A 21,278-nucleotide genomic window follows, 5' to 3' on the forward strand; every position below is an offset into this window, starting at 1 on the left:
GATTCGCAGAAGCCGCGGCGGTGTCCCTCACCAGGTCACGTCGGCCGCCCGGACCACCTCGGTGCGCACCCCCGGGTACTCGGTGTCGCCGACGACGAAGTTGGTGAACGCGACCATCTCGCGCGCACCGACCGGCACCGTGCTGCCGTCGGGCAGGGGCAGGTCCCACGGGCCCTCGTCGGTGGTGTGCCCGTCGGCGACCAGCACCGTGTCGTAGCCCTCGATCTGCGACCGGGCGGCGGTGCTGCGGATGCACGCGTCGGTGGACGCGCCGCACAGCACCAGCCGGGTCACCCCCAGCGCGTCCAGCCGGGCCTTGAGGTCGGTGTCGGCGAAGGAGTCCAGGTAGCGCTTGCCCAGCACGGTGTCCCCCGCGCCGGGCCGCACCTGCTCGAGGATCTGCCAGGTGTCGGACCCGGGGACGAACGGTCCCGCCTCGTGCTGGATCCAGATCACCGGCACCCCGTCGGCCCGGGCGCGGTCGATGAGCCCCGCGATGCGGCCGACGACCGCGTCACGGTCCCAGCCCTCGGCCGTGTTGCCCTGCTGGACGTCGATGACGAGGAGCGCGGTCGTCGGGGTCATCGTTCTCCCACGGTCTCGGTGCGCACGGCGGCGACGGCGGCGGGCTGCAGCAGCCCGATCCGCGCGGCGTGCACGGCGATCTCGGTGCTGTCGCCCACGGTGAGCATCGGGACCCCGAGGGCGGTGATCCGCTGCGCGAGGGCGCGGACCTCCCGGTCCCGGCGCACGTCCCAGGCCGCGGTGCGGCGCACGTAGATGGCGCGGACGCGGTCCGGGGCCGCCTCGGCGACGGCGGCGTAGATCTCGGGATCGAGCTGCCCGGTGTCGCCGACGAGGACGAGCGCCAGGCCGGGGTGCTCGTCGAGGATGTGCCGGATCAGCCCGGTCTTGTGCTCGCGCGCGCCGATCCGGAACAGGTTGCCGTGGCCCGGGCCCCAGTCGGTGAGCAGCAGCGGCCCGAGCGGGAAGCGGCGCAGCGCGATGAACTCCAGCAGGGTGCTGTGCAGGTTCCACGGGCTGGTCGACACGTAGAACACCGGCCGCGGGACCTCGGTGTCCACCAGCGCGCGGTACAGCGCCGCCGAACCCGGCAGCGGCGCCCGGTCCTTCGTCTCGGTCAGCAGCGAGGCGCGCAGGAAGGCCAGCCCGCGACCGACCCCGGTCTCGAGGATGGTGTCGTCGACGTCGCTGACCAGGGCGACGTCCGCGCGCGGGTCCACCACCAGCACCTGCGCGACGGAGGTGGTGCCGTCCGCCAGTCCGATGTCGACCTTCCGCCAGCCGGGCTCCAGCCCGGGCCGGTCGATGACGGCGTCGACGTAGCCCTCGGCGTCCGCCCGCACCTCCTGCTCCCCCGCCGGGGTGCGGATCAGCACGCGCGCCCGCGGGATCTCGATGGTGAAGAACCGGCTGAGGCTCTCCAGCAGCACCCGCCGCCGCGACGGCGGCCCCGGGTCGCCGGGTTCGGTGTCCGCGTCCGGGTGCCCCATGGCGATCCGGGCGCCGATCCGCACGCGTTCGGGAGTGCCGTGCCCGAGGAACGGGATGACCAGCGGCCTGCGCCGCCCCCGCACGAGCACCACGAGGATGACCACCCGGCCGAGCAGCCGCTCCGCCAGCTCGGCGACGCGGACGAGGACGGCCTTCACGTTCACAGGATGCAGCCTGACGGGGCGACGATCTCGGCGCCACTCCGGGTGCTCACCCACAGCGACCCCCCGTGTCCACCGAACGGGACGATCACCGCGACCCGCTCCGCTCGTTAGGCCGAACGGGGGAACAACATGATCGAGCTGGAGCACGTGTCCAAGGTCTACCGGACCGGGGACATCGAGCTGCGCGCGCTCGACGACGTGTCCCTGCGCATCGACGACGGGGACCTCGTCGCGATCATGGGGCCCTCGGGCTCCGGCAAGTCGACCATGATGAACATCCTCGGCTGCCTGGACGTCCCCAGCTCCGGCACCTACCGGCTCGACGGCGTGGACGTCGGCGGGCTCTCGGACAACCGGCTCGCCGACATCCGGCTGGAGAAGATCGGCTTCGTCTTCCAGTCGTTCAACCTGCTGCCGCGGACCTCGGCCATCCGCAACGTCGAGCTGCCGATGGTCTACGCGGGGATCAAGAACCGACGCGGGCGGGCGCAGCGGGCGCTGGCCAGGGTCGGCCTCGGCGACCGCACCCACCACCAGCCCAACGAGCTCTCCGGCGGCCAGCAGCAGCGCGTCGCCGTGGCCAGGGCGCTGGTCACCGACCCGTCGATGATCCTCGCGGACGAGCCGACGGGGAACCTGGACACCGCCTCCACCGTGGACGTGATGACCCTGTTCGTCGAGCTGCACGAGGCGGGCCGGACCGTCGTGCTGATCACCCACGAGCCCGAGGTGGCCGAGTTCGCCAAGCGGGTGATCACCCTGCGGGACGGCCGCGTGGTCGAGGACGTGCGCCGGTGACCGTGTGGGAGTCGGCCCGGATCGCGCTGCGCGGGCTGCGGGGCAACACGCTCCGCTCGGCGCTGACCATGCTCGGGATCATCATCGGCGTCGCGGCGGTGATCATCCTGGTGGCCTTCGGCAACGGGCTGCAGCGCTTCGTCGCCGACGCCTTCGGCCCGCTCGCCAACCAGATCCAGATCAGCAAGGACCAGGGCGGGGTGGGCGCGAAGGACCTGACCGACGCGGACGTCCGGGCGCTGCGGGACACCGCGCGGGCCCCGGCGATCGGCACGGTCAGCGCGTCGGTCGCGGGGTCGGCGCAGCTGCAGCTCGCCGGCGGCGGCTCCTACCGGACCGGGATCAGCGGCGTCGAGGCGGACTACCTCGACGTGAGCAACCGCGAGCTGCTCGTCGGCTCCTTCTTCGACGACCGGCAGGCCACCGGCAAGGCCAAGGTCGTGGTGCTCGGGCCCAACCCGGTGGCGTCGCTGTTCGGCGGGCAGGCCGGGGAGGCGCTGGGCCGGGACGTCCGGATCGGGCGCACCTCCTTCCAGGTCGTCGGGGTGCTCGCGCCCAGCGGCCAGCAGGACGACGTCGCCGTCATGCCGCTGGGCGCCGCGCGCAGCTACCTGCTCGGCGGCGGGGACGTCGTCGACTCGATCACCGTGCGCGCGGTGTCCACCGACGCCGTGCCCCAGGCCGTCGAGCAGGCGACGGCGATCCTCGACCAGCGCCACGGCATCCGCGACGCCGAGGACCGCGACTTCACCGTCACCGCCCTGCAGAGCCTGCTCGACCAGTCCTCGCAGGTCCTGAGCTTCGTGACGATCTTCGTGGCGGCCGTGGCGGGCATCTCGCTGGTCGTCGGCAGCATCGGCGTCGCCAACATCATGCTCGTCACGGTCACCGAGCGGACCCGGGAGATCGGCATCCGCAAGGCCATCGGCGCGCGCCGCCGCGCCATCCTCCAGCAGTTCCTGATCGAGGCCATGGTGCTCACCGGGATCGGCGGGATCATCGGGATCCTGCTCGGCATCGGGATCTCCGCCGTGGCCGGGATCGTGCTCCCGCAGGCGATCCCGGACTTCCCTCCGCCGTCGGTGTCGGTCGGGTCGGTGGTGCTCGCGTTCGGGGTGAGCCTGCTGATCGGCCTGCTCGCGGGCGGGTTCCCGGCCAACCGCGCGGCGCGGATGCGCCCCATCGACGCCCTCCGGCACCAGTAAGGGGTACCTCCACATGTCTCGCACCCGGCTCGCGTGCAGTCTGCTGCTCGCCGGACTGTTCGCGACGGCCTGCACCTCCGAGCAACCCCCCGCGCCCACCGTCGTCGTGGACCGCGGAGCGGTGTCGCAGGTCGTCTCGGCGTCCGGCTCGCTGGTGTCGATCACCCAGCAGAACCTCGGCTTCGCCGACGGCGGGCAGGTCGCCGAGCTCCTGGTGAAGGTCGGTGACACGGTGGCCGCGGGCCAGCCCCTGGCCCGGCTCGACGACGCCGCGGCCCGCTCCCAGATCGCGAAGGCCCAGGCGGGCCTGGACCAGCAGAACGCCACGCTCGGCAAGGTGAGCGGGGCGAACACGGTGGCGTCGGCGCAGGCGGCGCTGGACTCGGCCCGCTCGGTCCTCGACGCGACCCGGTCCCAGGTGGACGCCACGAACGCGGCGGACGAGTCGGCCGTGCGCCGCGCCCGGGTCCAGCTCGACTTCGACCGGTCGCAGCTGGAGCGGGCGAAGAAGCAGCTCGCCGCGGCGAAGGCGGCCTGCGCCTCCCCGACCACGCCGACGACGACCGCGCCGCCCGCGCTGCTCGCCATGGGTGGTACCGAGGGCAGCGCGGACACCGCCGATCCCGCCGCCGCGTGCCAGCAGCAGGTCGCGACGGCCCAACAGGCCGTGCAGACCGCGAAGGGCACCGTGATCGCGTCCGAGACCGCCCTCGACTCCGCCGAGGGCAAGCGGAGCGTCGACGCCGCGTCCGGCCGCGTCTCGATCGCCAACGCCGAGCAGGCGGTCTCCAGCGCCGAGCAGCAGCGGGCGGGCGCCGCGAACGACGCCCCCGCGGACGTCGCCGTCCAGGACGCCGTCGTGGCGGACGCGCGCAACACCCTCGCCGACGCGCAGCGGGCCCTCGACAACACGGTCCTGCGCGCTCCGGTCGCGGGCACGGTGTCCGCGATCAACGGGGCGGTCGGGGACTTCCTGTCCGCCGCGGGCGGCGCGAGCGCGCTCGCGCCCGGCAGCGACGCCCGCATTCCCGAGGCCGTCGGGACCGCGACGGCGGGCGGCGCGGCGGCCTCCCCGGCCGCGAGCGCCTTCATCACCCTGAACGACCTGCAGACCTACCAGCTGGTGGTGCCGTTCGAGGAGAGCGACGCCGCACGGGTGACGGCGAACCAGCCGGTCGACGTCTCGGTGGACGCGGTCCCGGACCTGACCCTGCCGGGCACCGTGGTCGCGGTGGCGCCGACCGCGGACCAGATCTCGGGCGTCGTCAGCTACTACGCGACGGTCGTGCTCAACCAGACCGACCCGGCGCTCAAGGACGGCCAGACGGCCCAGGCCGACGTCCGCACCGACACCCGCGAGAACGTGCTCCGGGTGCCCGCCTCGGCGGTCCGCCAGGAGGGCGGGAAGTCGGTCGTCAGCGTGCCGGGCCCGGACGGCACCCCGGTGACCAGGGAGTTCACCCCCGGCCTCGTCGGCGACCGGTACACCGAGGTGCGCTCCGGCCTGGACGAGGGCCAGCAGGTGCTGCTGCCCCAGGCCACCGTGGGTGCGACCCCGCAGGGCGCCCGCGGCGGCGGGTGAGGCCCCGGGGGGCCACCACACGGTGGGATCGCGGTCAGCCCGCGAGATGGCGCCGCGCCAGCGACGCACACGTGTCCTCGAACTCCGCGACGGTGCGGCGGATGATCTCGGCGACCGGCTCGATCTGCTCGATGCGCCCCGCGACCTGCCCCAGCTGGGCGAGCCCCGCGTCGAGGTCGCCGTCTCGGTAGAGCTTCTGGATGTCGCCCAACAGCGCGAACGGGTCGCCCTCGACGGCGAGCTCGAAGGGCGCGGTCGCCTCCGTGCGCAGCACGCGGACCTGCTTGCCGGTGTGCTTGCCGATCAGCATGGTGGCGGTCTCGTCCGCGGCGACGACGGCGTTCTTCATGGCGTCGTGCACCGGGGACTCCCGCGTGGCGACCATCCGCGTGCCCATCTGCACCCCCTCGGCGCCGAGCGCGAAGGCCGCCGCCATCGAGCGACCGTCGGCGATCCCGCCCGCGGCGATGACGGGCACCCCGACCTGGGACGCGACCAGCGGCAACAGCACCATGGACGAGACCTCGCGCGGGGCCTTGAACCCCGCGCCCTCGCTGCCCTCGACCACCAGCCCGTCGACCCCGGCCTCGATCGCCTTCCGCGCGCCCCGCAGCGACGGGACGACGTGGAACACCGTGAGCCCCGCCTCCTTGAGCCGCGGAGTGTGGGCGGTGGGCGACCCGGAGGACGTCGTGACGAAGCGGATCCCCTCCTCGACGATCATGTCGACGATCGCGGGGTCCTTGACGAACGCCAGCGGCAGGTTGACCCCGAAGGGCTTGTCGGTGAGCTCGCGGGTGCGGCGGACGTCCGCGCGCACCTCGTCGATCCCCAACGACCCCGGGACCAGCCCCATCGCGCCCGCCTCGGAGACCGCGGCGACGAGCGTCGGCTTGGCGATGAACCCCATCGGCGCCTGCAGGATCGGGATGTCCACGCCGAGCAACTGCGTCACGCGGTTCGCGAAGGCCACGACGTCAAACTAAACGATCGTTCACTCAGTTGTCGAGATTGCTCCACGAAACGATACGTCCGTATTGACGCGGCGCACACGTTCTCCATACGATCGTATTGTGAAAACGACCGGGTTCGGTGCGGTGGCCGCGATGGAGCGGGACGGCTGGGCGAGCCTGGGGCGCTGGGTGCGGCGCCGCCCGGACGTCGAGCCCGGCACGCAGACGTTCGCCTACCACGGCGCCACCCTGCCGCTGATGATCGTGTTCACCGTGGTCTCGGCGCTGGAGGTCGTGGCGGTCGACGTGATGGTGCCCTGGTCGCCGGCGTGGCTGTGGCTGCGGGTCACGCTGCTGGTCGTGGGGGTCTGGGGCGTCACGTTCGCGCTCGGGATGGTGGCCGGGGTGCTCGTGCACCCGCACACGGTCGGGCCGGACGGGATCCGGATCCGCGGCGGGCGCGCGCTCGACATCCGGCTGCCCATCCCCGCGATCGCGCGCGTGCGGGCCGCCCGACGCACTCGGGACGGGAGGTCCGTGCAGGTCGAGGACGGCGTTCTGCACCTGCCCGCGGCGAGCCAGACCACCGTCGAGATCGAGCTGACCGAGCCGCGCGCCCTGACCGTGCCGCGACTCGGGGAGGTCACCGTGCGGGCGGTCCACCTGCACGCCGACGACGCGCGCGGGTTCGCCCGCGCCGCTCAGCCGGACCGCTCGACGGGCCGTCGGGCGCAGTAGACGAGCGCGGGTGGCACGTTCGCCCAGATCGTGCGGGTGAGCACGAGCTCGTCGAACGCCGCCCGCAGCTGCCCGAGCTGGCGGCGCGACGGCGGGGCCCACCGCGTCCAGGTGTAGGTGAACTGGGTGAACACGCCCCGCGGGCCGAGCACCGAGGCGATGGTGCGCGGCAGGTCGCCCCCCGCGTAGGCGGCCCACGGGAGCCCGCTGACGACGGCGTCCACCGTCCGGACGCCGCGCTCGGCGAGGATCGCGGGGAGGTCCTGCGCGCTGCCGGTCACCACCTCGACCTGCGGGAACCGCTCCCCCAGGGCCGCCGCGAGCCCGGGGTGCAGCTCCACGGCGACGTGTCGTCCGGGCGCCCGCTCCTGCAGCGCCGCGGTGAACACCCCGGTCCCCGGACCGAGCTCGACGACCACCGGCGCCGCCCGCGGCACCGGCCGGACCATCGCCCGGGTCAGCGCCGCCGAGCTCGGGGTGATCGAAGCCGTCGCGAGGGGGTCGCGGACGAACTCGCGCAGCAGGACCGTCATGCCCACCAGCCTCGACGCCGCACCTGAACAGGTCGTGAGCGGCGATCGTCGCCATAGCGACCATCGCCGCTCACGGCGGGACCTCTAAGGTTTCGTCCATGGCCTTCTTCGCCGTGACCTACAGCTATTCCACCGACGACGCCACCCGCGACCAGGTGCGCGCCGAGCACCGCGACTACCTGCGCGAGCTCGCGACGGAGGACGCCCTGCTGCTCTCCGGCCCGTGGGCCTCGGGCGAGCTGCCCGGCGCCCTGCTGCTCTTCCGGGCGGACGACCGGGCGGCGGTCGAGGAGATCGTGGCGAAGGACCCGTTCACCGAGGCGGGCGTGATCAGCGAGTACTCGGTCACCGAGTGGGAGCCCGTGCTGGGCACCCTCTACAGCGAGATCTGACCGGACTACGTCAGCCCCCTCCGGAGCTCGGCGAGGGTCTTCGCCAGCAACCGGGAGACGTGCATCTGCGAGATGCCCATCCGCTGCGCGATGGACGTCTGGGTCATCTCGTCGAAGAACCGCAGGATCAGGATCTCCCGCTCGCGCGGCGGGAGCTCGTCCAGCAGCGGGCGCAGGGCCTCGCGGTTCTCGACGAGCTCGAGCCGCCCGTCCAGGTCGCCCAGTCGGGCGACGGGGCTGACGCCGTCCGGGTCGTCGCCCCCGTCGAGGGTGCCCGCGTGCTGGTTGGCCTGGGCGTCGAGGGCCTCGATGATCTCCTCGACGTCGACGCCGAGCCGCGCGGCCAGCTCGCTCGGTCGCGGCGCGCGGCCGAGCTCGTGGGACAGCGCCCCGGTGGCGTGGCGGATCGACACGCTCAGGTCCTTGAGCCGCCGCGGCACCCGCATCGACCAGGTGCGGTCGCGGAAGTAGCGCAGCATCTCCCCGCGCACGCACGGGACCAGGTAGGACAGGAAGTCCCCGCGGGACCGCTCGGGGTCCCACCGGTCCACCGCCGTGATCAGCGCGATCGTGCCGACCTGCTCCAGGTCCTCCATGCCGCCGGGGTAGCCGCGGCCGTGTCGGCGGGCGAGGTTGCGCACCACCGGCAGGTAGCCGAGCACGAGCTCGTCGCGCAGGGTCTGCCGCTGCGGGTCGGCGGGGTCGAGTTCCGAGAAGCGCTCGAGGACGGGCATCAGCTCGGCGTACTCGTCGAGCCCCTGGACGTGCTTGTGCGGGGCGACGGTCGTCATCGTGGGTACGGCCCTCCTACGGTGGTTGATCACCGACTACGGAAGGGCGGACTTCTTCACCCAGGTCTCCCGACCGTACCCACACCCGAGCAGGACGGCATCTGGTGCGCGATCCGGCCGTCGTTTAACGTTCGTTCGTTCGGCTACGAGGAGGTAGGCATGTCCGTGGTGGAGGTCGACCGTCCCCGCGAGGGGATCGTCCGGATCACGCTGAACCGTCCCGAGCGGCTGAACACGCTGACGGGCGAGCTCGTCGCCGCGCTCTCGGCGGAGCTCACCCGACTCGCGACGGACCGGACCTGCCGGGTCGTGGTCCTGACCGGGGCCGGTCGCGGGTTCTGCGCGGGCCTGGACCTGACCGGCTACACCGGCACGCAGGAGGACCCCGCCGACGAGGCTCCCGCCCCGCGCGTCGACCCCATCGCGGGCCTGGACCGCCAGCGGGACATCGCCCGGCTGGCCGTGCAGCTGCACCAGCTCCCGCAGCCGGTGATCTCCGCCATCAACGGGCCCGCGGCGGGCGGCGGACTGGCGCTGGCCTGCGCGAGCGACATCCGCATGACGGCCACGGGCGCGGTGTTCGCCGTCGGGTTCCTCCGCGCGGGCTTCTCCGCCTGCGACATCGGGCTCTCCTGGCTGCTCCCGCGCATCGTCGGGACCGGGCGGGCCCACGAGCTGATGCTGACCGGGCGGCGCTGGGACACCGCCGAGGCCCTGCGGATCGGCCTCGTCACCCACGTCGCCGAGCCCGAGGACCTCATGGACCTGGTCCTGGAGGAGGCCGCGGAGATCCTGCGGAACCCGCCCTTCTCGGTGGAGCTCACCAAGCAGGGCATGTGGGCGTCGGTGGAGAACCCCAGCTTCACCAACGCGGTGGAGTTCGAGAACCGCCAGCAGATCCTGTCCAGCCTCACCGCCGACCGCGCCGAGGCCGCCCGGGCGTTCCTGGAGAAGCGGGATCCCGACTACGTCTGGGGGTGAGCGACCCGCAGCTCGGGCCTGCTGGGAGGGTCGGCCAGGCGGCCGATCTCGGCGGCCGCCTCGCCCGAACCCTGCACGCCCGCCCACAGCAGCTCGGGGAGCCTGCGCCGCCGGTCGACCCGTCCGGTGACCCACGAACGGGTGGCGGCGAGGCGCTCGGCCTGCTCGCACAGCGCCCACGGGCGCGAGCCCCGGTCGGTCACGTCCGTGAAGTGGGGCGCGCCGCCGGTGCGCCTGCGGTAGCTGCGCTCCGGGCCGGACACGGCGTGCACCAGGGTCAGACCCAGTCCGGCCAGCCCGGTCGCGGCGACGACGCCCGCGAGGAACCAGAGCAGGCCGAGCAGCCAGCCGTCGGCGAGCAGGAGGGCCGTCGCGGCGCCCGCGGCGAGCACGGCCAGCGCCGTCGTGCCCGCGGGCAGCCGGGTCCAGACGAGGGTGCCGTCGTCGTCGATCACGTAGCGGGTGCCCGCGATCAGGGCGGGATCGAACACCCGGTACCCGTGGCGGGTGCGGATCAGGGTGGGGAGTCGGTCGACAGGGGTCTGCCTACGGAAATCGGGGGACGTGCTCACTACTGCCTCGTACGAAAAGCGGGCCGACCGGGAACGCAGGGGCGGTCTCCCGCCCCTGCGTTCATCGCAACCGAGAACACCCCTGTTACGTGCCGGAAACGTGATCGAGACCTCAGGCCGACCGGCGTGTTGCGAGCGTGTCGCGGCCCGACCCGGTGAGGGCCAGGGCGGCGCGCAGGGCGCTGGCGGCGTCGAACGTCGCGTCGTGCGCGGCCCGGCTGAGCGCGGTGAAGCTGGCGTAGCCGTGGGTCAGCCCCGCGAACCGCCGCGCGACGACGGGCACGCCCGCCTCGCGCAGCCGCTCGGCCAGCTCCTCCCCCTCGTCTCGCAGCGGGTCGAAGCCGGCGGTGGAGAGGTAGACCGGCGGCATGCCGGAGAGGTCGGTGGCCCGCAGGATCGCGCCGCGGTCGTCGTCCACCGGGACGCCCTCGGGCAGGTACATCTGCTCCATCTCGGCCAGCGACGCGGCGGTCAGGCCGAAGCCGCTGCCGAAGTCCGCCCGGGAGCCGCCGGTGCGGTCGGCGTCGGTCGCCGGGTAGAGCGCGACGACGAACGCGGGTACCGGCTGGTCGGCCACGGCCTGCTCGTGCGCCACGACGAGCGCGAGGTTCCCGCCCGCGCTGTCGCCGCCGGTCGCGATCAGCGTCTTCTCGGCGCCCAGGTCCTCGGCGTGGTCGCACGCGTACCGGAACGCGGCCAGCGCGTCGTCGAGCGCCGCGGGGTAGGGGTTCTCGGGCGCGAGCCGGTACTCCACCGACAGCACCCGCACCCCCGCCTGCGCGCACAGCAGGCGGCACAGGGGGTCCGCCGAGGCGATCGAGCCGTAGACGAACCCGCCGCCGTGGTAGTAGACGAGCAGGCCGGAGCGCCCGTCGGCCCCCGGGGGCGTGTACAGCCGGGCCGGGATGGGGTGGGCGGCCCCGTCGACGAGCAGGTCCCGGGCCACGACGTCGTCGAACACGCCCTCGGCGGCCAGCTCCGCGGCGTCGTCCGCCTGGCGGCGCTGCTCGGCCAGCGCGGCCGTGCCGACCTGGGTGCTCGCGTACCAGCCGAGCGCGGTGTTGAGCAGCTGCAGGTCGAGGTCCAGGAGCTGGCCCTCCAACCGCACCTCGCGCCCGGCGAGCACCCGCTTGAGGGGCCGCGGGAGCCCGAACAGCAGCCGGATCGCGAGTCGCCACATGAGGACCCGCAGGGAACGCGTGATCACGCCCCCGATGTTACTCGCGAGTCACCCACCGAAGGTGTACCGCATCACCGGCAGCATGGCGTCCGGGTCGGTGCGGCTGTCGCCGTCGACGACGCAGGCCGCCAGCTCGGCGCGGATGGCCGCGGTGTCGATCCCCGACCCGATGAGGACCAGGCTGGTGCGCCGCGGCTCGCCCGCAGCCCAGCGGGTCCGGCGGAAGCGGACGTACCGTCCGACCGTGTGCAGCACGTAGCGCTGCCGGTGCCCGGGCACGCCGAAGGCGACCACCCCCTTGATCCGGTACACCCCGGCCGGGCGCCGGTCGAGCAGGTCCCGCAGGCGCTGCGGGTCCAGCGGCTCGTCGCTGGTGAACGACACGGAGTCGTAGGTCGCGTGCAGGTGCGCCGCGTGATCGTCGGCGTGGTCGATCGCCTCGCCCAGCATCAGCTGCCTGCCGGGGACGACGGTGATGTCGAAGAGCAGCCGGGGGTCGACGGCGGAGTGGGTGGCCGGGACGATCGGGGCGGCGTCGTTGAGCTCGCGCAGCAGCCTGCGCACGCGCCAGACCTTGCCGGGGTCGGCACGGTCGACCTTGTTGAGCACCAGCAGGTCCGCGAGCCCGACGTGCTTCTCGACCGTGGGGTGGCGGCGCAGCAGCGCCTCGAACTCCACGGCGTCGACCACCTCGACGAGCCCGCCGAACACCAGGCGCGGGTTCCCCGCCGCCAGGACCATCTGGACGAGCGTGCCCGGCTCGGCGATCCCGCTCGCCTCGATGACGATCACGTCCGGGCCGTCCCGGTCGTCTCGCACCAGGCGGTCCAGGACCGGCCCGACGCCGTCCTCCCCCACCGCGCAGCACAGGCACCCGTTGTCCAGCGAGATCGTGCCGCCCGACCCGGACACCAGCATGGCGTCGATGCCGACGGCCCCGAAGTCGTTGACCACCACGGCGATCCGCGCGCCCCCCGAACGGGCGAGGAGGTGGTTGAGCAGCGTCGTCTTCCCCGAGCCCAGGAACCCGGCGACGACCACGACCGGGATCCTCCGCATCCGCCTAGAACTACCAGAGGGCAGGATGAGCCCATGGCACAGGTGACCGCGACCGCCGAGAAGACCGTCCCCGCCCCCGTCGAGGCCGTGATCGCGGCCGTCGCCGACTACGCGACGACCCGCCCGAAGATCCTCACCGAGCAGTACACCGACTACGCCGTGCTCAGCGGCGGGCAGGGCGACGGCACGTCCGCGACCTGGAAGCTGCACGCCACGAAGAAGCGCACCCGGCACGTGAAGGCCGAGGTCACCCAGCCCACGCCGGAGACCGTGGTCGAGAAGGACGCGAACTCCTCGATGGTGACCACGTGGCGGGTCGTGCCCGCGGGCGAGGGCGCCTCGCAGGTCTCGATCACCACGACCTGGAACGGCGCGGGCGGGATCGGCGGGTTCTTCGAGAAGACCTTCGCGCCCAAGGGCCTCGCCCGGATCTACGACGGCGTGCTGGAGAACCTGCGCAAGGCGGTATGAGAGCCCTCTCCCCCGAGGCGCAGCGCACGGCCCTGCTGGGCAGGCAGCTGCTCCTGGAGCGCGCCCCGCTGGACCCGGTGCGCGCGGTCGAGAAGGTCGGCGGCCTGCAGACGCAGTACTCGCCGTCCGGCTACGTGGGGCTGTGGTCCCGGCTCGCCGCGTTCTCCCGGGACGATCTCACCGAGGCCTTGCACCGCGGGCGGATCGTGCAGGGCTGGATGATGCGCTGCACGATCCACATGGTGTCCGCGGCGGACTGGGCCCCGCTGACGGAGGCGGTGCGGCAGGCACGTCGCGCGCTCTGGCTGCGGACGGTGCCCGCGGCCCGGGAGCTGGACATGCCCGCCGTGGCGGCCACGGTGGCGGACCTCCTCGCGGACGGGCCGCGCAAGCAGGCGGAGATCACCGCGCGGCTGGTCGCGGACGGGTTCCCCACACTCGCCTGGCAGGGCGTGCAGCTGTGGCTGGACCTGGTGCGCATCCCCCCGGCCGGGACCTGGGACTCGCCGCGGGCGCACGTCTACGAGCTCGCGTCCCGGTGGCTGCGCGCGCGGTCGGTCACCGCCCCGCAGGAGCTGCTGGTCCGCCGGTACCTGGGCGGGTTCGGGCCCGCGACCCCGCAGGACGTCGCCCGGTACGCGGGCTGGTCGATCACCGACACCCGGGCCGTCCTCGCGCGGATGTCGCTGCGGGAGTTCGCCGACGGGTTGGTCGACCTGCCCCGCGCCCCCCTGCCCGCCCCGGACACCCCGGCACCGGTCCGCTTCCTCGGCCCCTGGGACGCCGTGCTCCTGCTCGGGCACGCCACGCGCACCGGGATCCTGCCCGCCGAGCACCGGGACAAGGTCTTCCACGTGCGGATGCCGCAGTCCACCCCCACCTTCCTGGTCGACGGACGGGTGGCGGGGACCTGGACCCACGTCGACGGGGCCGTGCGGGTCACCCCGTTCGCGCCGCTGTCCCCGGCGGCGCGGGACGAGGTGGACGCCGAGGCCGCGCGGCTGGCGGCGTTCTACGCTGTCGGGCGTGGCTGATGTGATCGCGGTCGCGGGCGAGGCGTTGGTCGACGTCGTCCCGGCTCCCGCCGACGGGTACTTCGAGTTCGCGCCCGGGGGCAGCCCGGCCAACGTCGCCGTCGGGCTGTCCCGGCTGGGCGTCCCGGCCCGGATGCTCGCCCGCCTGGGCACCGACCTGCTCGGCCGCCGGTTGCGGGCCCACCTGCAGGACAACGGGGTCGACCTCACGCACGCCGTCGAGGCGGCCGAGCCGTCCTCCCTGGCGATCGTCGAGGTCTCCCCGGACGGGGTCGCGGACTACGACTTCCGCATCGACGGCACGGCCGACTGGCAGTGGACGGCGGCGGAGCTCACCGGCGCCTTCGATGACGTCGTGGCCGTGCACTCCGGGTCCCTGGCCCTGACCCAGGAGCCGGGGGCGTCGGTGCTGCGGGCGGCGCTGGAGAAGGCCGCCGCCACCGCGACGATCAGCTACGACCCCAACGCCCGCCCGCGCCTGATGGGCGACCCCGCGGGCGTCCTGCCCGGGGTGTACGAGCTGCTGGGCGTCTCGGACGTGGTCAAGGTCAGCGACGAGGACCTGCGCTGGCTGCTCCCCGGGACCCCGCCCGGCGAGGTCCTCGACGACTGGCTCACCCGCGGTCCCGCGCTGGTCGCGATCACCCTGGGCGGCGACGGGGTGCTGGCGGGCACCTCCGCGGGGCTGCGGACGACGGCGCCCGGCCGCGCCGTCGACGTCGTGGACACCGTGGGCGCCGGCGACTCGTTCTCGGCGGCGCTGCTCGCCGGGCTCGCCGGTCGCGGGCTGCTGGGCGCCGCCCGGCGCGCGGCGCTGCGCGAGGTCGAGGCCCTGGCGCTCGACGAGATCCTCGAGGAGGCGGTCACCGCCTCCTCGATCACCTGCTCCCGCCGCGGGGCCCAACCCCCCACCACCGACGAGCTCGCCGCGGCCCTGAACCGCGGCTGACGCCGCCCGTGCGTGGTAAGTGGTGCCAGAGCACCACTTACCACGCACGACCGCACGCGCACGGGGACGGCGACGAGGGCTCCCCAGCATCGTCGCCGTCCACGTGGTTCACGGGAGCGAGGCGGCCCCAGTACCTTTCGCCCCGCCCCCGTGAGTCTCAGTCGCCCCGGCCGGTCCGCGCTTCGCTACCCGCGCCGTCCGGGACGGCGGCCGCGGGCAGCTCGTCGAGCGGCTTCGGGGTGCGGTCGGGGTGCAGGTCCCCCTGGCCGGTGGCCGGCGCGCCCGGGGCCAGCGACAGCTGCGCCGGGACGCTCTCCGGCAGCGCCCACTGCCGGGCCCAGTCCAGCTGCATCGAGGTCTCGCCGAAGACCGGCGGGAACATGTCGAGCTGGACGGTCATGTTCATGGCGCCGGGCGGGAAGTGGCTGGTCTCCGTGGTGGAGTACCACTCCTTGCCGTTGACGTAGGCGGTCATCCGCTCGGGGGTCCACTCCAGCGCCCACGCCGTCCACTCGGTGGCGTCGTGGGTCACCGTGCCGTACTCCTGGTCGTTGTTCTCGCCGTAGTGCAGGAAGAAGTCGGCGTCCTGCCGGTCGTCGGCGCTGATCTCCATCCAGTCGATCTCGCCGCCGACGGGCCAGTCCTCCTTCACCGGCCACAGCAGGATGACCGGGTGGTAGCCGCCCGCGCCCGGGGCGGAGCGCACGCAGGCCTCCCAGCGGCCGTACTGCTGACCGGGGTGCCAGCTCATCGCGCCGGTGTCGCCCTGCTCGTCCCCCGCGACCGTCACGACGCCGTCGGCCACCGTGATCTGCTCCGGCGTCCGCTGCCCCTTCTTGTCGTGCCCGGGCTCGGGGCCGTAGGCGTGCCAGTCCGGCGGGAGGCTCGTGCCGTCGAAGTCCGACTGCCGGGTGGGCCGCCCCCAGCCGAGGGTGTCCGCGGCGGTCGTGGCGCAGTGGGACGGCTGCGTGCCCGACGGGGCCGGCTCGGCGGCCGGGACCGGGGTCTGCTCGGCGGCCTCGGCCGGGGTCGCGGCGAGGCCGGCCAGTGCCACCACCGCGCACCCACTCAGCGCGAGGGCGAGCATCCGCGACCGGACCGTGGAGCGCATCACGAGCACCTCTTGTCACATCTGCATCAGGACTGCGCTCATTTCACACCAGATCGTGAGGGATTCCAGCCCAGTCACCCGGTCGCGCGCCACCCTTTCGTGGCCGAGCGCACTCGGGACACTGCTCACCGTCACCACGGGTCACGGTGGACTCTCACCACCCGTGACCGGCCGGCAGACTCGGGCGAATGCCGCCACCCGCGCTCGCCACCGCCCTCGACCTGGCCCCGCACCCCGAAGGAGGCTGGTACCGCCGCACCTGGACCGCGCCCGTCACCGTCGAGACCGAGTACGGTCCGCGACCGAGCGCCACCGCCATCCTGTACCTGCTCGACGGGGAGTCACGGCGCCATCGGGTCCGCTCGTCCGAGCTCTGGCTGTGGCACTCCGGCTCCGGGGTCGAGCTGTGGATCGACGGCGGCCGCTACTCCCTCGACGCCCACCACCCCCAGCAGCTCGTCCCGCCGCACGCGTGGCAGTCCGCCACGCTCGCCGGGCCGGAGCCCGCCCTCGTCTCCTGTGTGGTGTCCCCCGGCTTCGACTTCGCCGACTTCGAGCTGGCTGTCGATCCGGGCTGATCCCGTTCGTCGTCACCACGACCGACCGACAGACGGAGGACATCGTGAAGTACATGCTGCTGATCTTCGCCGGCACCGACGTGACCGAGCCCGAGTGCACGTTCCAGGACTGGCAGGTGTGGGACGAGGCGCTGCGAGACTCCGGGGTCAAGGTCTCCGGCGAGTCCCTCGCCGATCTCGTCACCGCGACGACGGTGCAGGTGAGGCAGGGTGCCCGCACGGTGACGGACGGCCCGTTCGCCGAGACCCGCGAGCTGCTCGGCGGGTTCGTGGTGATCGACGTGCCGAACCTGGACGTGGCCCTGGACTGGGCGGCCTCGTGCCCCGGCTCCCGAGACGGCGGGGCCGTCGAGGTCCGGCCGGTCGCCGACTTCGGATGATCGAGCAGGTCTTCCGCGAGGAGCGCGGGCGGCTGCTCGCCGTCCTGGTGCATCGCTACGGCGACCTCGACCTGGCCGAGGAGGTGTGTTCCGAGGCCGTCGAGGCCGCGCTGCGTACCTGGCCACGAGACGGCGTGCCGGCGAAACCCGGGGCCTGGCTGCTGACCACCGCCCGCCGCAAGGCCCTCGACCGGCTGCGCCGGGACAAGGCCTACGCGCAGCGGCTCGCCCTGATCGCGGCGGAGGGCGAACGCCACGAGCCCGCGCCGGAGCTCGCGGACGGCCTGCCCGACGAGCGGCTGCGCCTGTTCTTCACCTGCGCCCACCCCGCGCTGGCACCGGAGGACCGCACCGCGCTCACCCTGCGCTGCCTCGCCGGAATGGAGACCCCGGAGGTGGCCCGCGCCTTCCTGGTGCCCACCGCGACGATGGCGCAGCGGATCGTCCGGGCGAAGAAGAGGATCCGGGAGGCGCGGATCCCGTTCCGCGTCCCCGGGCCGGACGAGCTGCCCGCGCGGCTGCCCGGCGTCCTGCAGGTCCTCTACCTGGTCTTCACCACCGGGTACGCCGACGACCGGGTGGACCTCGCGCAGGAGGCGGTCCGGCTGGGCCGGATCCTGTACCGGCTCCTGCCGGCACGCGAGGTCGCGGGCCTGCTCGGGCTGATGCTGCTCACCCGCGCCCGGAACGGGACGGTCCCGCTCGAGGAGCAGGACCGGACCCGGTGGGACGCCTCGGCGATCGCCGAGGGCACCACGCTCGCCGAGACGTCGCTGACCGGCGGGCCGCCCGGGCCCTACGGGGTGCAGGCGGCGATCGCCGCGCTGCACGCCGAGGCCCCGTCGGTCGCGGAGACCGACTGGGCGCAGATCGTCGCGCTCTACGACGTGCTGTACCGACTGAGCCCCGGCCCCGTCGTCGCGCTGAACCGGGCGGCGGCCCTCGCCCTGCGGGACGGGCCGGAGGCCGGGCTCGCCGCCCTGCCCGCGGACGCCGAGCTCCGGACCTACCCGCTGCTGCCCGCCACCCGCGCCGACCTGCTCGAACGGCTCGGTCGCACGGCCGAGGCCATCGCGAGCTACGAGGAGGCGCTGCGCCTGGCGGGCTCCGACGCCGAGCGGGACCGGCTCCGGAACAGACTGGACCGAATCGGACAAAACACTAAGCTCGGGGAATGACCGCCGCGCTCCCGGACGATCTCGAACCCCGCCGCCGCGCGGCCCAGCAGCAGCTGGAACGGGCGGTCGGCGAGGGCCGCCTGACGCTCGACGAGTTCACCGACCGGGCGGGCGCGGTCTGGGCCGCGGGCTCCGGGGCCGAGATCGAGCGGACCACCGCGGACCTGCCGGTCCCCGTCGTCGGCGGCACGAAGCCGGGGCGCTCGGCCCTCATCGGGGTGATCGGGGACATCACGCGCCGCGGGCGCTGGTCCCTGCGCCGCAGGACGACGGCCGTGCTGCTGATCGGGGACGTCGACCTCGACCTGCGCGGCGCCGTCGTCGAGCAGGGGACGGAGCCGATCACCGTCGACACCTGGTCGGTCCTCGGGGACACGGTGCTCACCGTGCCGGAGGGGGTGGAGGTGGAGGTCGGCGGCTTCACCCTGCTCGGGGACCGCCAGGTCGATCTCGCCCCCGTGCCGCGCGTCCCGGGGACCCCGGTCGTGCGGGTGCGGGTGTGGGGGCTGATCGGGGACGTCACGGTCCGCTCCGCCCGCTGAGGCCCGCTCAGGCGAGCAGCTGCTCCACCGGTCGGGTGTTGCGGATCCGCTCCGCAGGCACCCCGCACTGCACGGCGCGGGTGCAGCCGTAGTCGAGCCAGTCCAGCTGTCCGGGGGCGTGGGCGTCGGTGTCGAGGGTGAACTCGCACCCCGCCTCGACCGCGAGCCGGAGCAGCCGCTTCGGCGGGTCCAGCCGCTCCGGGCGTGAGTTGACCTCCACGGCGACGCCGTTCTCGGCGCAGGCGGCGAACACGGCGTCGGCGTCGAACTCCGACTCGGGCCGCGTGCGCCGCCCGGTGACCATCCGCCCGGTGCAGTGCCCCAACACGTCGACGTGCGGGTTCGCCACGGCCGTCAGCATCCGCTCGGTCATCTCCGCGCGCGGCATCCGCAGCTTCGAGTGCACGCTCGCCACGACGACGTCGAGCTGGGCGAGCAGCTCCTCCTCCTGGTCCAGGGCCCCGTCGTCGAGGATGTCCACCTCGATGCCGGTGAGCACCCGGAACCCGCGCAACCCGGCGTTGAGCTCGGCGATCTGCTCCAGCTGGCGGCGCAGCCGCTCGGGGGACAGGCCGTTCGCGACCGTCAGCCGCGGCGAGTGGTCGGTGATCACCACGTACTCGTGGCCCAGCGTGATCGCGGTCTCGACCATCTCCCAGAGCGGGGAGCCGCCGTCGGACTGGTCGGTGTGGCTGTGGCAGTCCCCGCGCAGCGCCTCCCGCAGCGCGACGGCGGCCTGGTCCAGCTCCACACCCTCGGTCGCCTCCAAGCGGCGCAGGTAGACGGGCACCTCCCCCGCCAGCGACTCGGCCACGCAGCGGGCGGTCACCTCACCGACACCCTTGACGTCCCGCAGGTCCAGCGTCGCGACGTCCTTGCCGCGCGCCGCCTCCGTCCGCAGCGCGGCGGCGGCGTTGCGGAAGGCCCGGACCCGGTAGGTCGACTCGTGCGCGCGCTCCAGCAGGAACGCGATCCTGCGCAGATCGGCGATCGGGTCCCGGGCGGCCGTCATCGTCCTATTCTGCGGCTTCGCCGCCCGTGCGTGGGAAGTGGTGCCAGAGCACCACTTCCCACGCACGACCGTCAGCGGGAGGCGAGGCCCTCCTCGATGCGGGCGGCGTTGGCGAGGGCGCGGCCGTAGAGGATGCCGAACGTGAAACCGTTCTCGCCGTCGGTGTGCGCGCGGGCTCCCAGGTCGCGCAGGACCTCGCGGCTCACCACGGCGTCCTGGTGCTCGCCGAGGGCTCGCGTGTGGGCCTTGAGCGCGGTGGGCTTGCGACCGGCCACCTCGACGGCGTAGCGGGCCCGCTTGCCCGCCTTGCGGGCGTCGTGGAGGGCGACGTCCGCCCCCTCGCCCGCGACGAGCGCGCGCCGCGCCGCCTCCAGCCGCCTGGTGAACCGCTTGCGCGCCTTCGCCTCGCCCGCCTTCAGACCCTTCGTCGACCGGGCGTCCTTCGCCAGCGGCGGATCCTGCAGGAACCGCTCCAGCGCACCGCGCAGCGCGGCGTAGCGGTCGGAGTCGAGCGCGGCGAGCGTGGCGGCGCGCGCCTCCGCGCGGGCCCGGGCGAAGTGCCGGGTGACCTGCGCCTGCACCGACCCGAGCACGAGCTCCGCCGGCAGCGCGTCGATCTCCCGCACGATCCGCTCCTCCTGGACCTCCAGGTCGCGGGCCCCCGCGAGCGCCCGGCCGAGCCAGCGCAGCTCCTCGGCGAGCGCGTCCGCCCGCGGACCCCGCAGCAGCGAGTCGTAGGCCTTGAGCGCGCTGCGGATCCGGCGGGCCGCGACGCGCATCCGGTGCACGGCGTCCTCCTCGTCGCGGCGGGCGCCGATGTCCGCGGCGGCCAACCGGTCCGCGTGGGTGCCGAGGTAGGCGAGCAGCGCCGCACCCGCGGAGCCCTTGCGGCCACGGGCCCGTTCGGGCGCGGGGGCCGCGGTCCGGCGCAGCAGGGCGTCGAGCTCGGCTTCGGCCGTCGCGTCCGTGGGGACCGCCGCCGCCTGGGCCAGGCGCTCCCGGAGCGCGTCGGCGAGCGCCGGACGGCTGGTGATCACCTCCGCCTCCGACCAGTTCTCGAGGGCGGTCTCGGCGCCGAGGGTCGCGAGCTGGACCTCGTCCCGCACCAGCGCACCGATCTCGCGGTTGTTGCCCCCGCGCAGCGACGTCCGGGTCCGCACCCGGCGGATCCGACCGACCGGCCCGACCTCGGCGCCGCGGAGCACGCCGCGGACCAGCTCGTGCAGCTCGTCGGGCAGCGCGGGGTCGACGCCCTCGACGTCCGGCGGCGGCGCCGGGACGCGGAGCTGCTCGCCCTCGACGGCGTCGGGCAGGTCCAGGTGCCAGTGCGCCTCGGTGCCGGAGCGGTGCACGGCGAGCACGATCCCCGAGGTGGCCAGCCGCAGGTCCGGCGAGTCGTAGCGCTCGACCTCCAGGACCTCCTGGTCGCCCTCCGCCACGGACCGGACGCCCGCCAACCCGCTCAGGTTGGGCGCCCCCGCCCGGGCAGGGGCGCGGTAGTGCACGGACGAGGACGCGGCGGAGGTGGTCGTGCGCACAGACATGTTCCAGGGGTGCCCG

The 21,278-nt window shown here is 74.1% G+C and carries 24 protein-coding genes; 13 read left to right on the forward strand and 11 right to left on the reverse strand.

Annotation, left to right across the window (positions count from 1 at the left end; all coding sequences use genetic code 11):
* Window positions 1-27 precede the first annotated feature (27 nt).
* Both L3X23_RS15790 and L3X23_RS15795 read right to left on the reverse strand, forming a co-directional pair.
* A complete protein-coding gene (locus L3X23_RS15790) occupies window positions 28-585 on the reverse strand; it encodes an isochorismatase family protein (RefSeq protein ID WP_237192916.1) in 558 nt (185 codons plus the stop codon).
* Window positions 582-1,673 (reverse strand): App1 family protein, encoded by a 1,092-nt coding sequence (locus L3X23_RS15795; RefSeq protein WP_143029999.1) that lies wholly within the window; start codon window positions 1,671-1,673, stop codon window positions 582-584. The genes L3X23_RS15790 and L3X23_RS15795 overlap by 4 nt, the downstream gene beginning before the upstream one ends.
* A 135-nt stretch (window positions 1,674-1,808) precedes the next feature.
* On the opposite strand from L3X23_RS15795, the gene L3X23_RS15800 reads away from it, so the two are divergent.
* The 3 genes from L3X23_RS15800 to L3X23_RS15810 are packed head-to-tail and all read left to right on the forward strand — an operon-like array spanning window position 1,809 to window position 5,264.
* A complete protein-coding gene (locus L3X23_RS15800) occupies window positions 1,809-2,477 on the forward strand; it encodes an ABC transporter ATP-binding protein (protein WP_093081458.1) in 669 nt (222 codons plus the stop codon).
* The gene (locus tag L3X23_RS15805; protein WP_237192917.1) at window positions 2,474-3,682 is read left to right on the forward strand and encodes an ABC transporter permease; all 1,209 of its coding nucleotides are present in this window, start codon (window positions 2,474-2,476) and stop codon (window positions 3,680-3,682) included. Before L3X23_RS15800 ends, L3X23_RS15805 begins: the two co-directional genes overlap by 4 nt.
* A 13-nt stretch (window positions 3,683-3,695) precedes the next feature.
* Window positions 3,696-5,264 carry an efflux RND transporter periplasmic adaptor subunit gene (locus L3X23_RS15810; protein ID WP_237192918.1) on the forward strand — a complete coding sequence of 523 codons (1,569 nt, stop codon included), beginning with the start codon at window positions 3,696-3,698 and terminating at the stop codon, window positions 5,262-5,264.
* Window positions 5,265-5,298: 34 nt separating this feature from the next.
* On the opposite strand, the gene L3X23_RS15815 is transcribed toward L3X23_RS15810, so the two are convergent.
* Window positions 5,299-6,237 (reverse strand): nitronate monooxygenase family protein, encoded by a 939-nt coding sequence (locus tag L3X23_RS15815; RefSeq protein ID WP_237192919.1) that lies wholly within the window; start codon window positions 6,235-6,237, stop codon window positions 5,299-5,301.
* A gap of 100 nt (window positions 6,238-6,337) precedes the next feature.
* Here L3X23_RS15815 and L3X23_RS15820 point away from each other — a divergent pair, with 100 nt between their 5' ends.
* Window positions 6,338-6,955 carry a hypothetical protein gene (locus L3X23_RS15820; RefSeq protein WP_237192920.1) on the forward strand — a complete coding sequence of 206 codons (618 nt, stop codon included), beginning with the start codon at window positions 6,338-6,340 and terminating at the stop codon, window positions 6,953-6,955.
* On the opposite strand, the gene L3X23_RS15825 is transcribed toward L3X23_RS15820, so the two are convergent.
* Window positions 6,919-7,488: a class I SAM-dependent methyltransferase gene (locus tag L3X23_RS15825; RefSeq protein ID WP_237192921.1), complete on the reverse strand. Its 570-nt coding sequence runs from the start codon at window positions 7,486-7,488 to the stop codon at window positions 6,919-6,921. The genes L3X23_RS15820 and L3X23_RS15825 overlap by 37 nt on opposite strands.
* A 98-nt stretch (window positions 7,489-7,586) precedes the next feature.
* Between L3X23_RS15825 and L3X23_RS15830 the strand changes: the two genes are divergently transcribed.
* Window positions 7,587-7,880: a YciI family protein gene (locus L3X23_RS15830; protein ID WP_093081483.1), complete on the forward strand. Its 294-nt coding sequence runs from the start codon at window positions 7,587-7,589 to the stop codon at window positions 7,878-7,880.
* A gap of 5 nt (window positions 7,881-7,885) precedes the next feature.
* Here L3X23_RS15830 and L3X23_RS15835 read toward each other — a convergent pair whose 3' ends face one another.
* On the reverse strand, window positions 7,886-8,671 hold the full coding sequence (locus L3X23_RS15835) for a SigB/SigF/SigG family RNA polymerase sigma factor (protein WP_237192922.1): 786 nt from the start codon (window positions 8,669-8,671) through the stop codon (window positions 7,886-7,888).
* Between the two features lie 159 nt (window positions 8,672-8,830).
* Between L3X23_RS15835 and L3X23_RS15840 the strand changes: the two genes are divergently transcribed.
* Entirely contained in the window at window positions 8,831-9,652 is an 822-nt protein-coding gene (locus tag L3X23_RS15840; RefSeq protein WP_237192923.1) for an enoyl-CoA hydratase/isomerase family protein, read from the forward strand.
* On the opposite strand, the gene L3X23_RS15845 is transcribed toward L3X23_RS15840, so the two are convergent.
* The 3 genes from L3X23_RS15845 to L3X23_RS15855 form a co-directional block, all read right to left on the reverse strand.
* Window positions 9,637-10,224 carry a hypothetical protein gene (locus L3X23_RS15845; protein ID WP_237192924.1) on the reverse strand — a complete coding sequence of 196 codons (588 nt, stop codon included), beginning with the start codon at window positions 10,222-10,224 and terminating at the stop codon, window positions 9,637-9,639. The genes L3X23_RS15840 and L3X23_RS15845 overlap by 16 nt on opposite strands.
* A gap of 112 nt (window positions 10,225-10,336) precedes the next feature.
* Window positions 10,337-11,431, reverse strand: a complete 1,095-nt coding sequence (locus L3X23_RS15850; protein WP_237192925.1) for an alpha/beta hydrolase — start codon at window positions 11,429-11,431, stop codon at window positions 10,337-10,339.
* 21 nt (window positions 11,432-11,452) lie between these two features.
* Complete coding sequence (locus tag L3X23_RS15855; protein ID WP_237192926.1) at window positions 11,453-12,463, reverse strand: GTP-binding protein; 1,011 nt, start codon at window positions 12,461-12,463, stop codon at window positions 11,453-11,455.
* Between the two features lie 33 nt (window positions 12,464-12,496).
* Between L3X23_RS15855 and L3X23_RS15860 the strand changes: the two genes are divergently transcribed.
* From L3X23_RS15860 to L3X23_RS15870, 3 genes are read left to right on the forward strand one after another with little or no spacing between them, the layout of a single operon-like run.
* Complete coding sequence (locus L3X23_RS15860; RefSeq protein ID WP_093081502.1) at window positions 12,497-12,934, forward strand: SRPBCC family protein; 438 nt, start codon at window positions 12,497-12,499, stop codon at window positions 12,932-12,934.
* Window positions 12,931-13,968: a winged helix DNA-binding domain-containing protein gene (locus L3X23_RS15865; protein WP_237192927.1), complete on the forward strand. Its 1,038-nt coding sequence runs from the start codon at window positions 12,931-12,933 to the stop codon at window positions 13,966-13,968. Before L3X23_RS15860 ends, L3X23_RS15865 begins: the two co-directional genes overlap by 4 nt.
* The gene (locus L3X23_RS15870; RefSeq protein WP_237192928.1) at window positions 13,961-14,917 is read left to right on the forward strand and encodes a carbohydrate kinase; all 957 of its coding nucleotides are present in this window, start codon (window positions 13,961-13,963) and stop codon (window positions 14,915-14,917) included. Before L3X23_RS15865 ends, L3X23_RS15870 begins: the two co-directional genes overlap by 8 nt.
* 157 nt (window positions 14,918-15,074) lie before the next feature.
* Here the strand turns inward: L3X23_RS15870 and L3X23_RS15875 are convergent, their stop codons facing one another.
* Window positions 15,075-16,028 carry a glycoside hydrolase family 16 protein gene (locus L3X23_RS15875; protein ID WP_237192929.1) on the reverse strand — a complete coding sequence of 318 codons (954 nt, stop codon included), beginning with the start codon at window positions 16,026-16,028 and terminating at the stop codon, window positions 15,075-15,077.
* Between the two features lie 188 nt (window positions 16,029-16,216).
* Here L3X23_RS15875 and L3X23_RS15880 point away from each other — a divergent pair, with 188 nt between their 5' ends.
* The 4 genes from L3X23_RS15880 to L3X23_RS15895 are packed head-to-tail and all read left to right on the forward strand — an operon-like array spanning window position 16,217 to window position 18,706.
* Window positions 16,217-16,606 carry a cupin domain-containing protein gene (locus L3X23_RS15880; RefSeq protein ID WP_237192930.1) on the forward strand — a complete coding sequence of 130 codons (390 nt, stop codon included), beginning with the start codon at window positions 16,217-16,219 and terminating at the stop codon, window positions 16,604-16,606.
* 44 nt (window positions 16,607-16,650) lie between these two features.
* Complete coding sequence (locus tag L3X23_RS15885) at window positions 16,651-16,986, forward strand: YciI family protein (protein WP_237192931.1); 336 nt, start codon at window positions 16,651-16,653, stop codon at window positions 16,984-16,986.
* Window positions 16,983-18,164, forward strand: a complete 1,182-nt coding sequence (locus tag L3X23_RS15890) for an RNA polymerase sigma factor (protein ID WP_237192932.1) — start codon at window positions 16,983-16,985, stop codon at window positions 18,162-18,164. The genes L3X23_RS15885 and L3X23_RS15890 overlap by 4 nt, the downstream gene beginning before the upstream one ends.
* Complete coding sequence (locus tag L3X23_RS15895; protein WP_237192933.1) at window positions 18,161-18,706, forward strand: DUF1707 domain-containing protein; 546 nt, start codon at window positions 18,161-18,163, stop codon at window positions 18,704-18,706. The genes L3X23_RS15890 and L3X23_RS15895 overlap by 4 nt, the downstream gene beginning before the upstream one ends.
* A 7-nt stretch (window positions 18,707-18,713) precedes the next feature.
* Here the strand turns inward: L3X23_RS15895 and L3X23_RS15900 are convergent, their stop codons facing one another.
* Window positions 18,714-19,718, reverse strand: a complete 1,005-nt coding sequence (locus tag L3X23_RS15900; protein ID WP_237192934.1) for a PHP domain-containing protein — start codon at window positions 19,716-19,718, stop codon at window positions 18,714-18,716.
* A 71-nt stretch (window positions 19,719-19,789) separates the two neighbouring features.
* Entirely contained in the window at window positions 19,790-21,262 is a 1,473-nt protein-coding gene (locus L3X23_RS15905) for a CHAD domain-containing protein (RefSeq protein ID WP_237192935.1), read from the reverse strand.
* Window positions 21,263-21,278 lie beyond the last annotated feature (16 nt).

It is taken from the genome of Pseudonocardia sp. WMMC193, assembly GCF_021728735.1.
GTDB classification, from domain to species: Bacteria; Actinomycetota; Actinomycetes; order Mycobacteriales; family Pseudonocardiaceae; genus Pseudonocardia; species Pseudonocardia oroxyli.

Excerpts from the sequence above, each read along its gene's own strand:
- L3X23_RS15875 (WP_237192929.1), bottom strand. The coding sequence starts at position 16,028 with ATGCGCTCCACGGTCCGGTCGCGGATGCTCGCCCTCGCGCTGAGTGGG.
- L3X23_RS15835 (WP_237192922.1), bottom strand. The coding sequence starts at position 8,671 with ATGACGACCGTCGCCCCGCACAAGCACGTCCAGGGGCTCGACGAGTAC.
- L3X23_RS15880 (WP_237192930.1), top strand. The coding sequence starts at position 16,217 with ATGCCGCCACCCGCGCTCGCCACCGCCCTCGACCTGGCCCCGCACCCC.
- L3X23_RS15840 (WP_237192923.1), top strand. The coding sequence starts at position 8,831 with ATGTCCGTGGTGGAGGTCGACCGTCCCCGCGAGGGGATCGTCCGGATC.
- L3X23_RS15800 (WP_093081458.1), top strand. The coding sequence starts at position 1,809 with ATGATCGAGCTGGAGCACGTGTCCAAGGTCTACCGGACCGGGGACATC.
- L3X23_RS15865 (WP_237192927.1), top strand. The coding sequence starts at position 12,931 with ATGAGAGCCCTCTCCCCCGAGGCGCAGCGCACGGCCCTGCTGGGCAGG.
- L3X23_RS15855 (WP_237192926.1), bottom strand. The coding sequence starts at position 12,463 with ATGCGGAGGATCCCGGTCGTGGTCGTCGCCGGGTTCCTGGGCTCGGGG.
- L3X23_RS15890 (WP_237192932.1), top strand. The coding sequence starts at position 16,983 with ATGATCGAGCAGGTCTTCCGCGAGGAGCGCGGGCGGCTGCTCGCCGTC.
- L3X23_RS15905 (WP_237192935.1), bottom strand. The coding sequence starts at position 21,262 with ATGTCTGTGCGCACGACCACCTCCGCCGCGTCCTCGTCCGTGCACTAC.
- L3X23_RS15825 (WP_237192921.1), bottom strand. The coding sequence starts at position 7,488 with ATGACGGTCCTGCTGCGCGAGTTCGTCCGCGACCCCCTCGCGACGGCT.
- L3X23_RS15860 (WP_093081502.1), top strand. The coding sequence starts at position 12,497 with ATGGCACAGGTGACCGCGACCGCCGAGAAGACCGTCCCCGCCCCCGTC.
- L3X23_RS15830 (WP_093081483.1), top strand. The coding sequence starts at position 7,587 with ATGGCCTTCTTCGCCGTGACCTACAGCTATTCCACCGACGACGCCACC.
- L3X23_RS15900 (WP_237192934.1), bottom strand. The coding sequence starts at position 19,718 with ATGACGGCCGCCCGGGACCCGATCGCCGATCTGCGCAGGATCGCGTTC.
- L3X23_RS15810 (WP_237192918.1), top strand. The coding sequence starts at position 3,696 with ATGTCTCGCACCCGGCTCGCGTGCAGTCTGCTGCTCGCCGGACTGTTC.
- L3X23_RS15790 (WP_237192916.1), bottom strand. The coding sequence starts at position 585 with ATGACCCCGACGACCGCGCTCCTCGTCATCGACGTCCAGCAGGGCAAC.
- L3X23_RS15895 (WP_237192933.1), top strand. The coding sequence starts at position 18,161 with ATGACCGCCGCGCTCCCGGACGATCTCGAACCCCGCCGCCGCGCGGCC.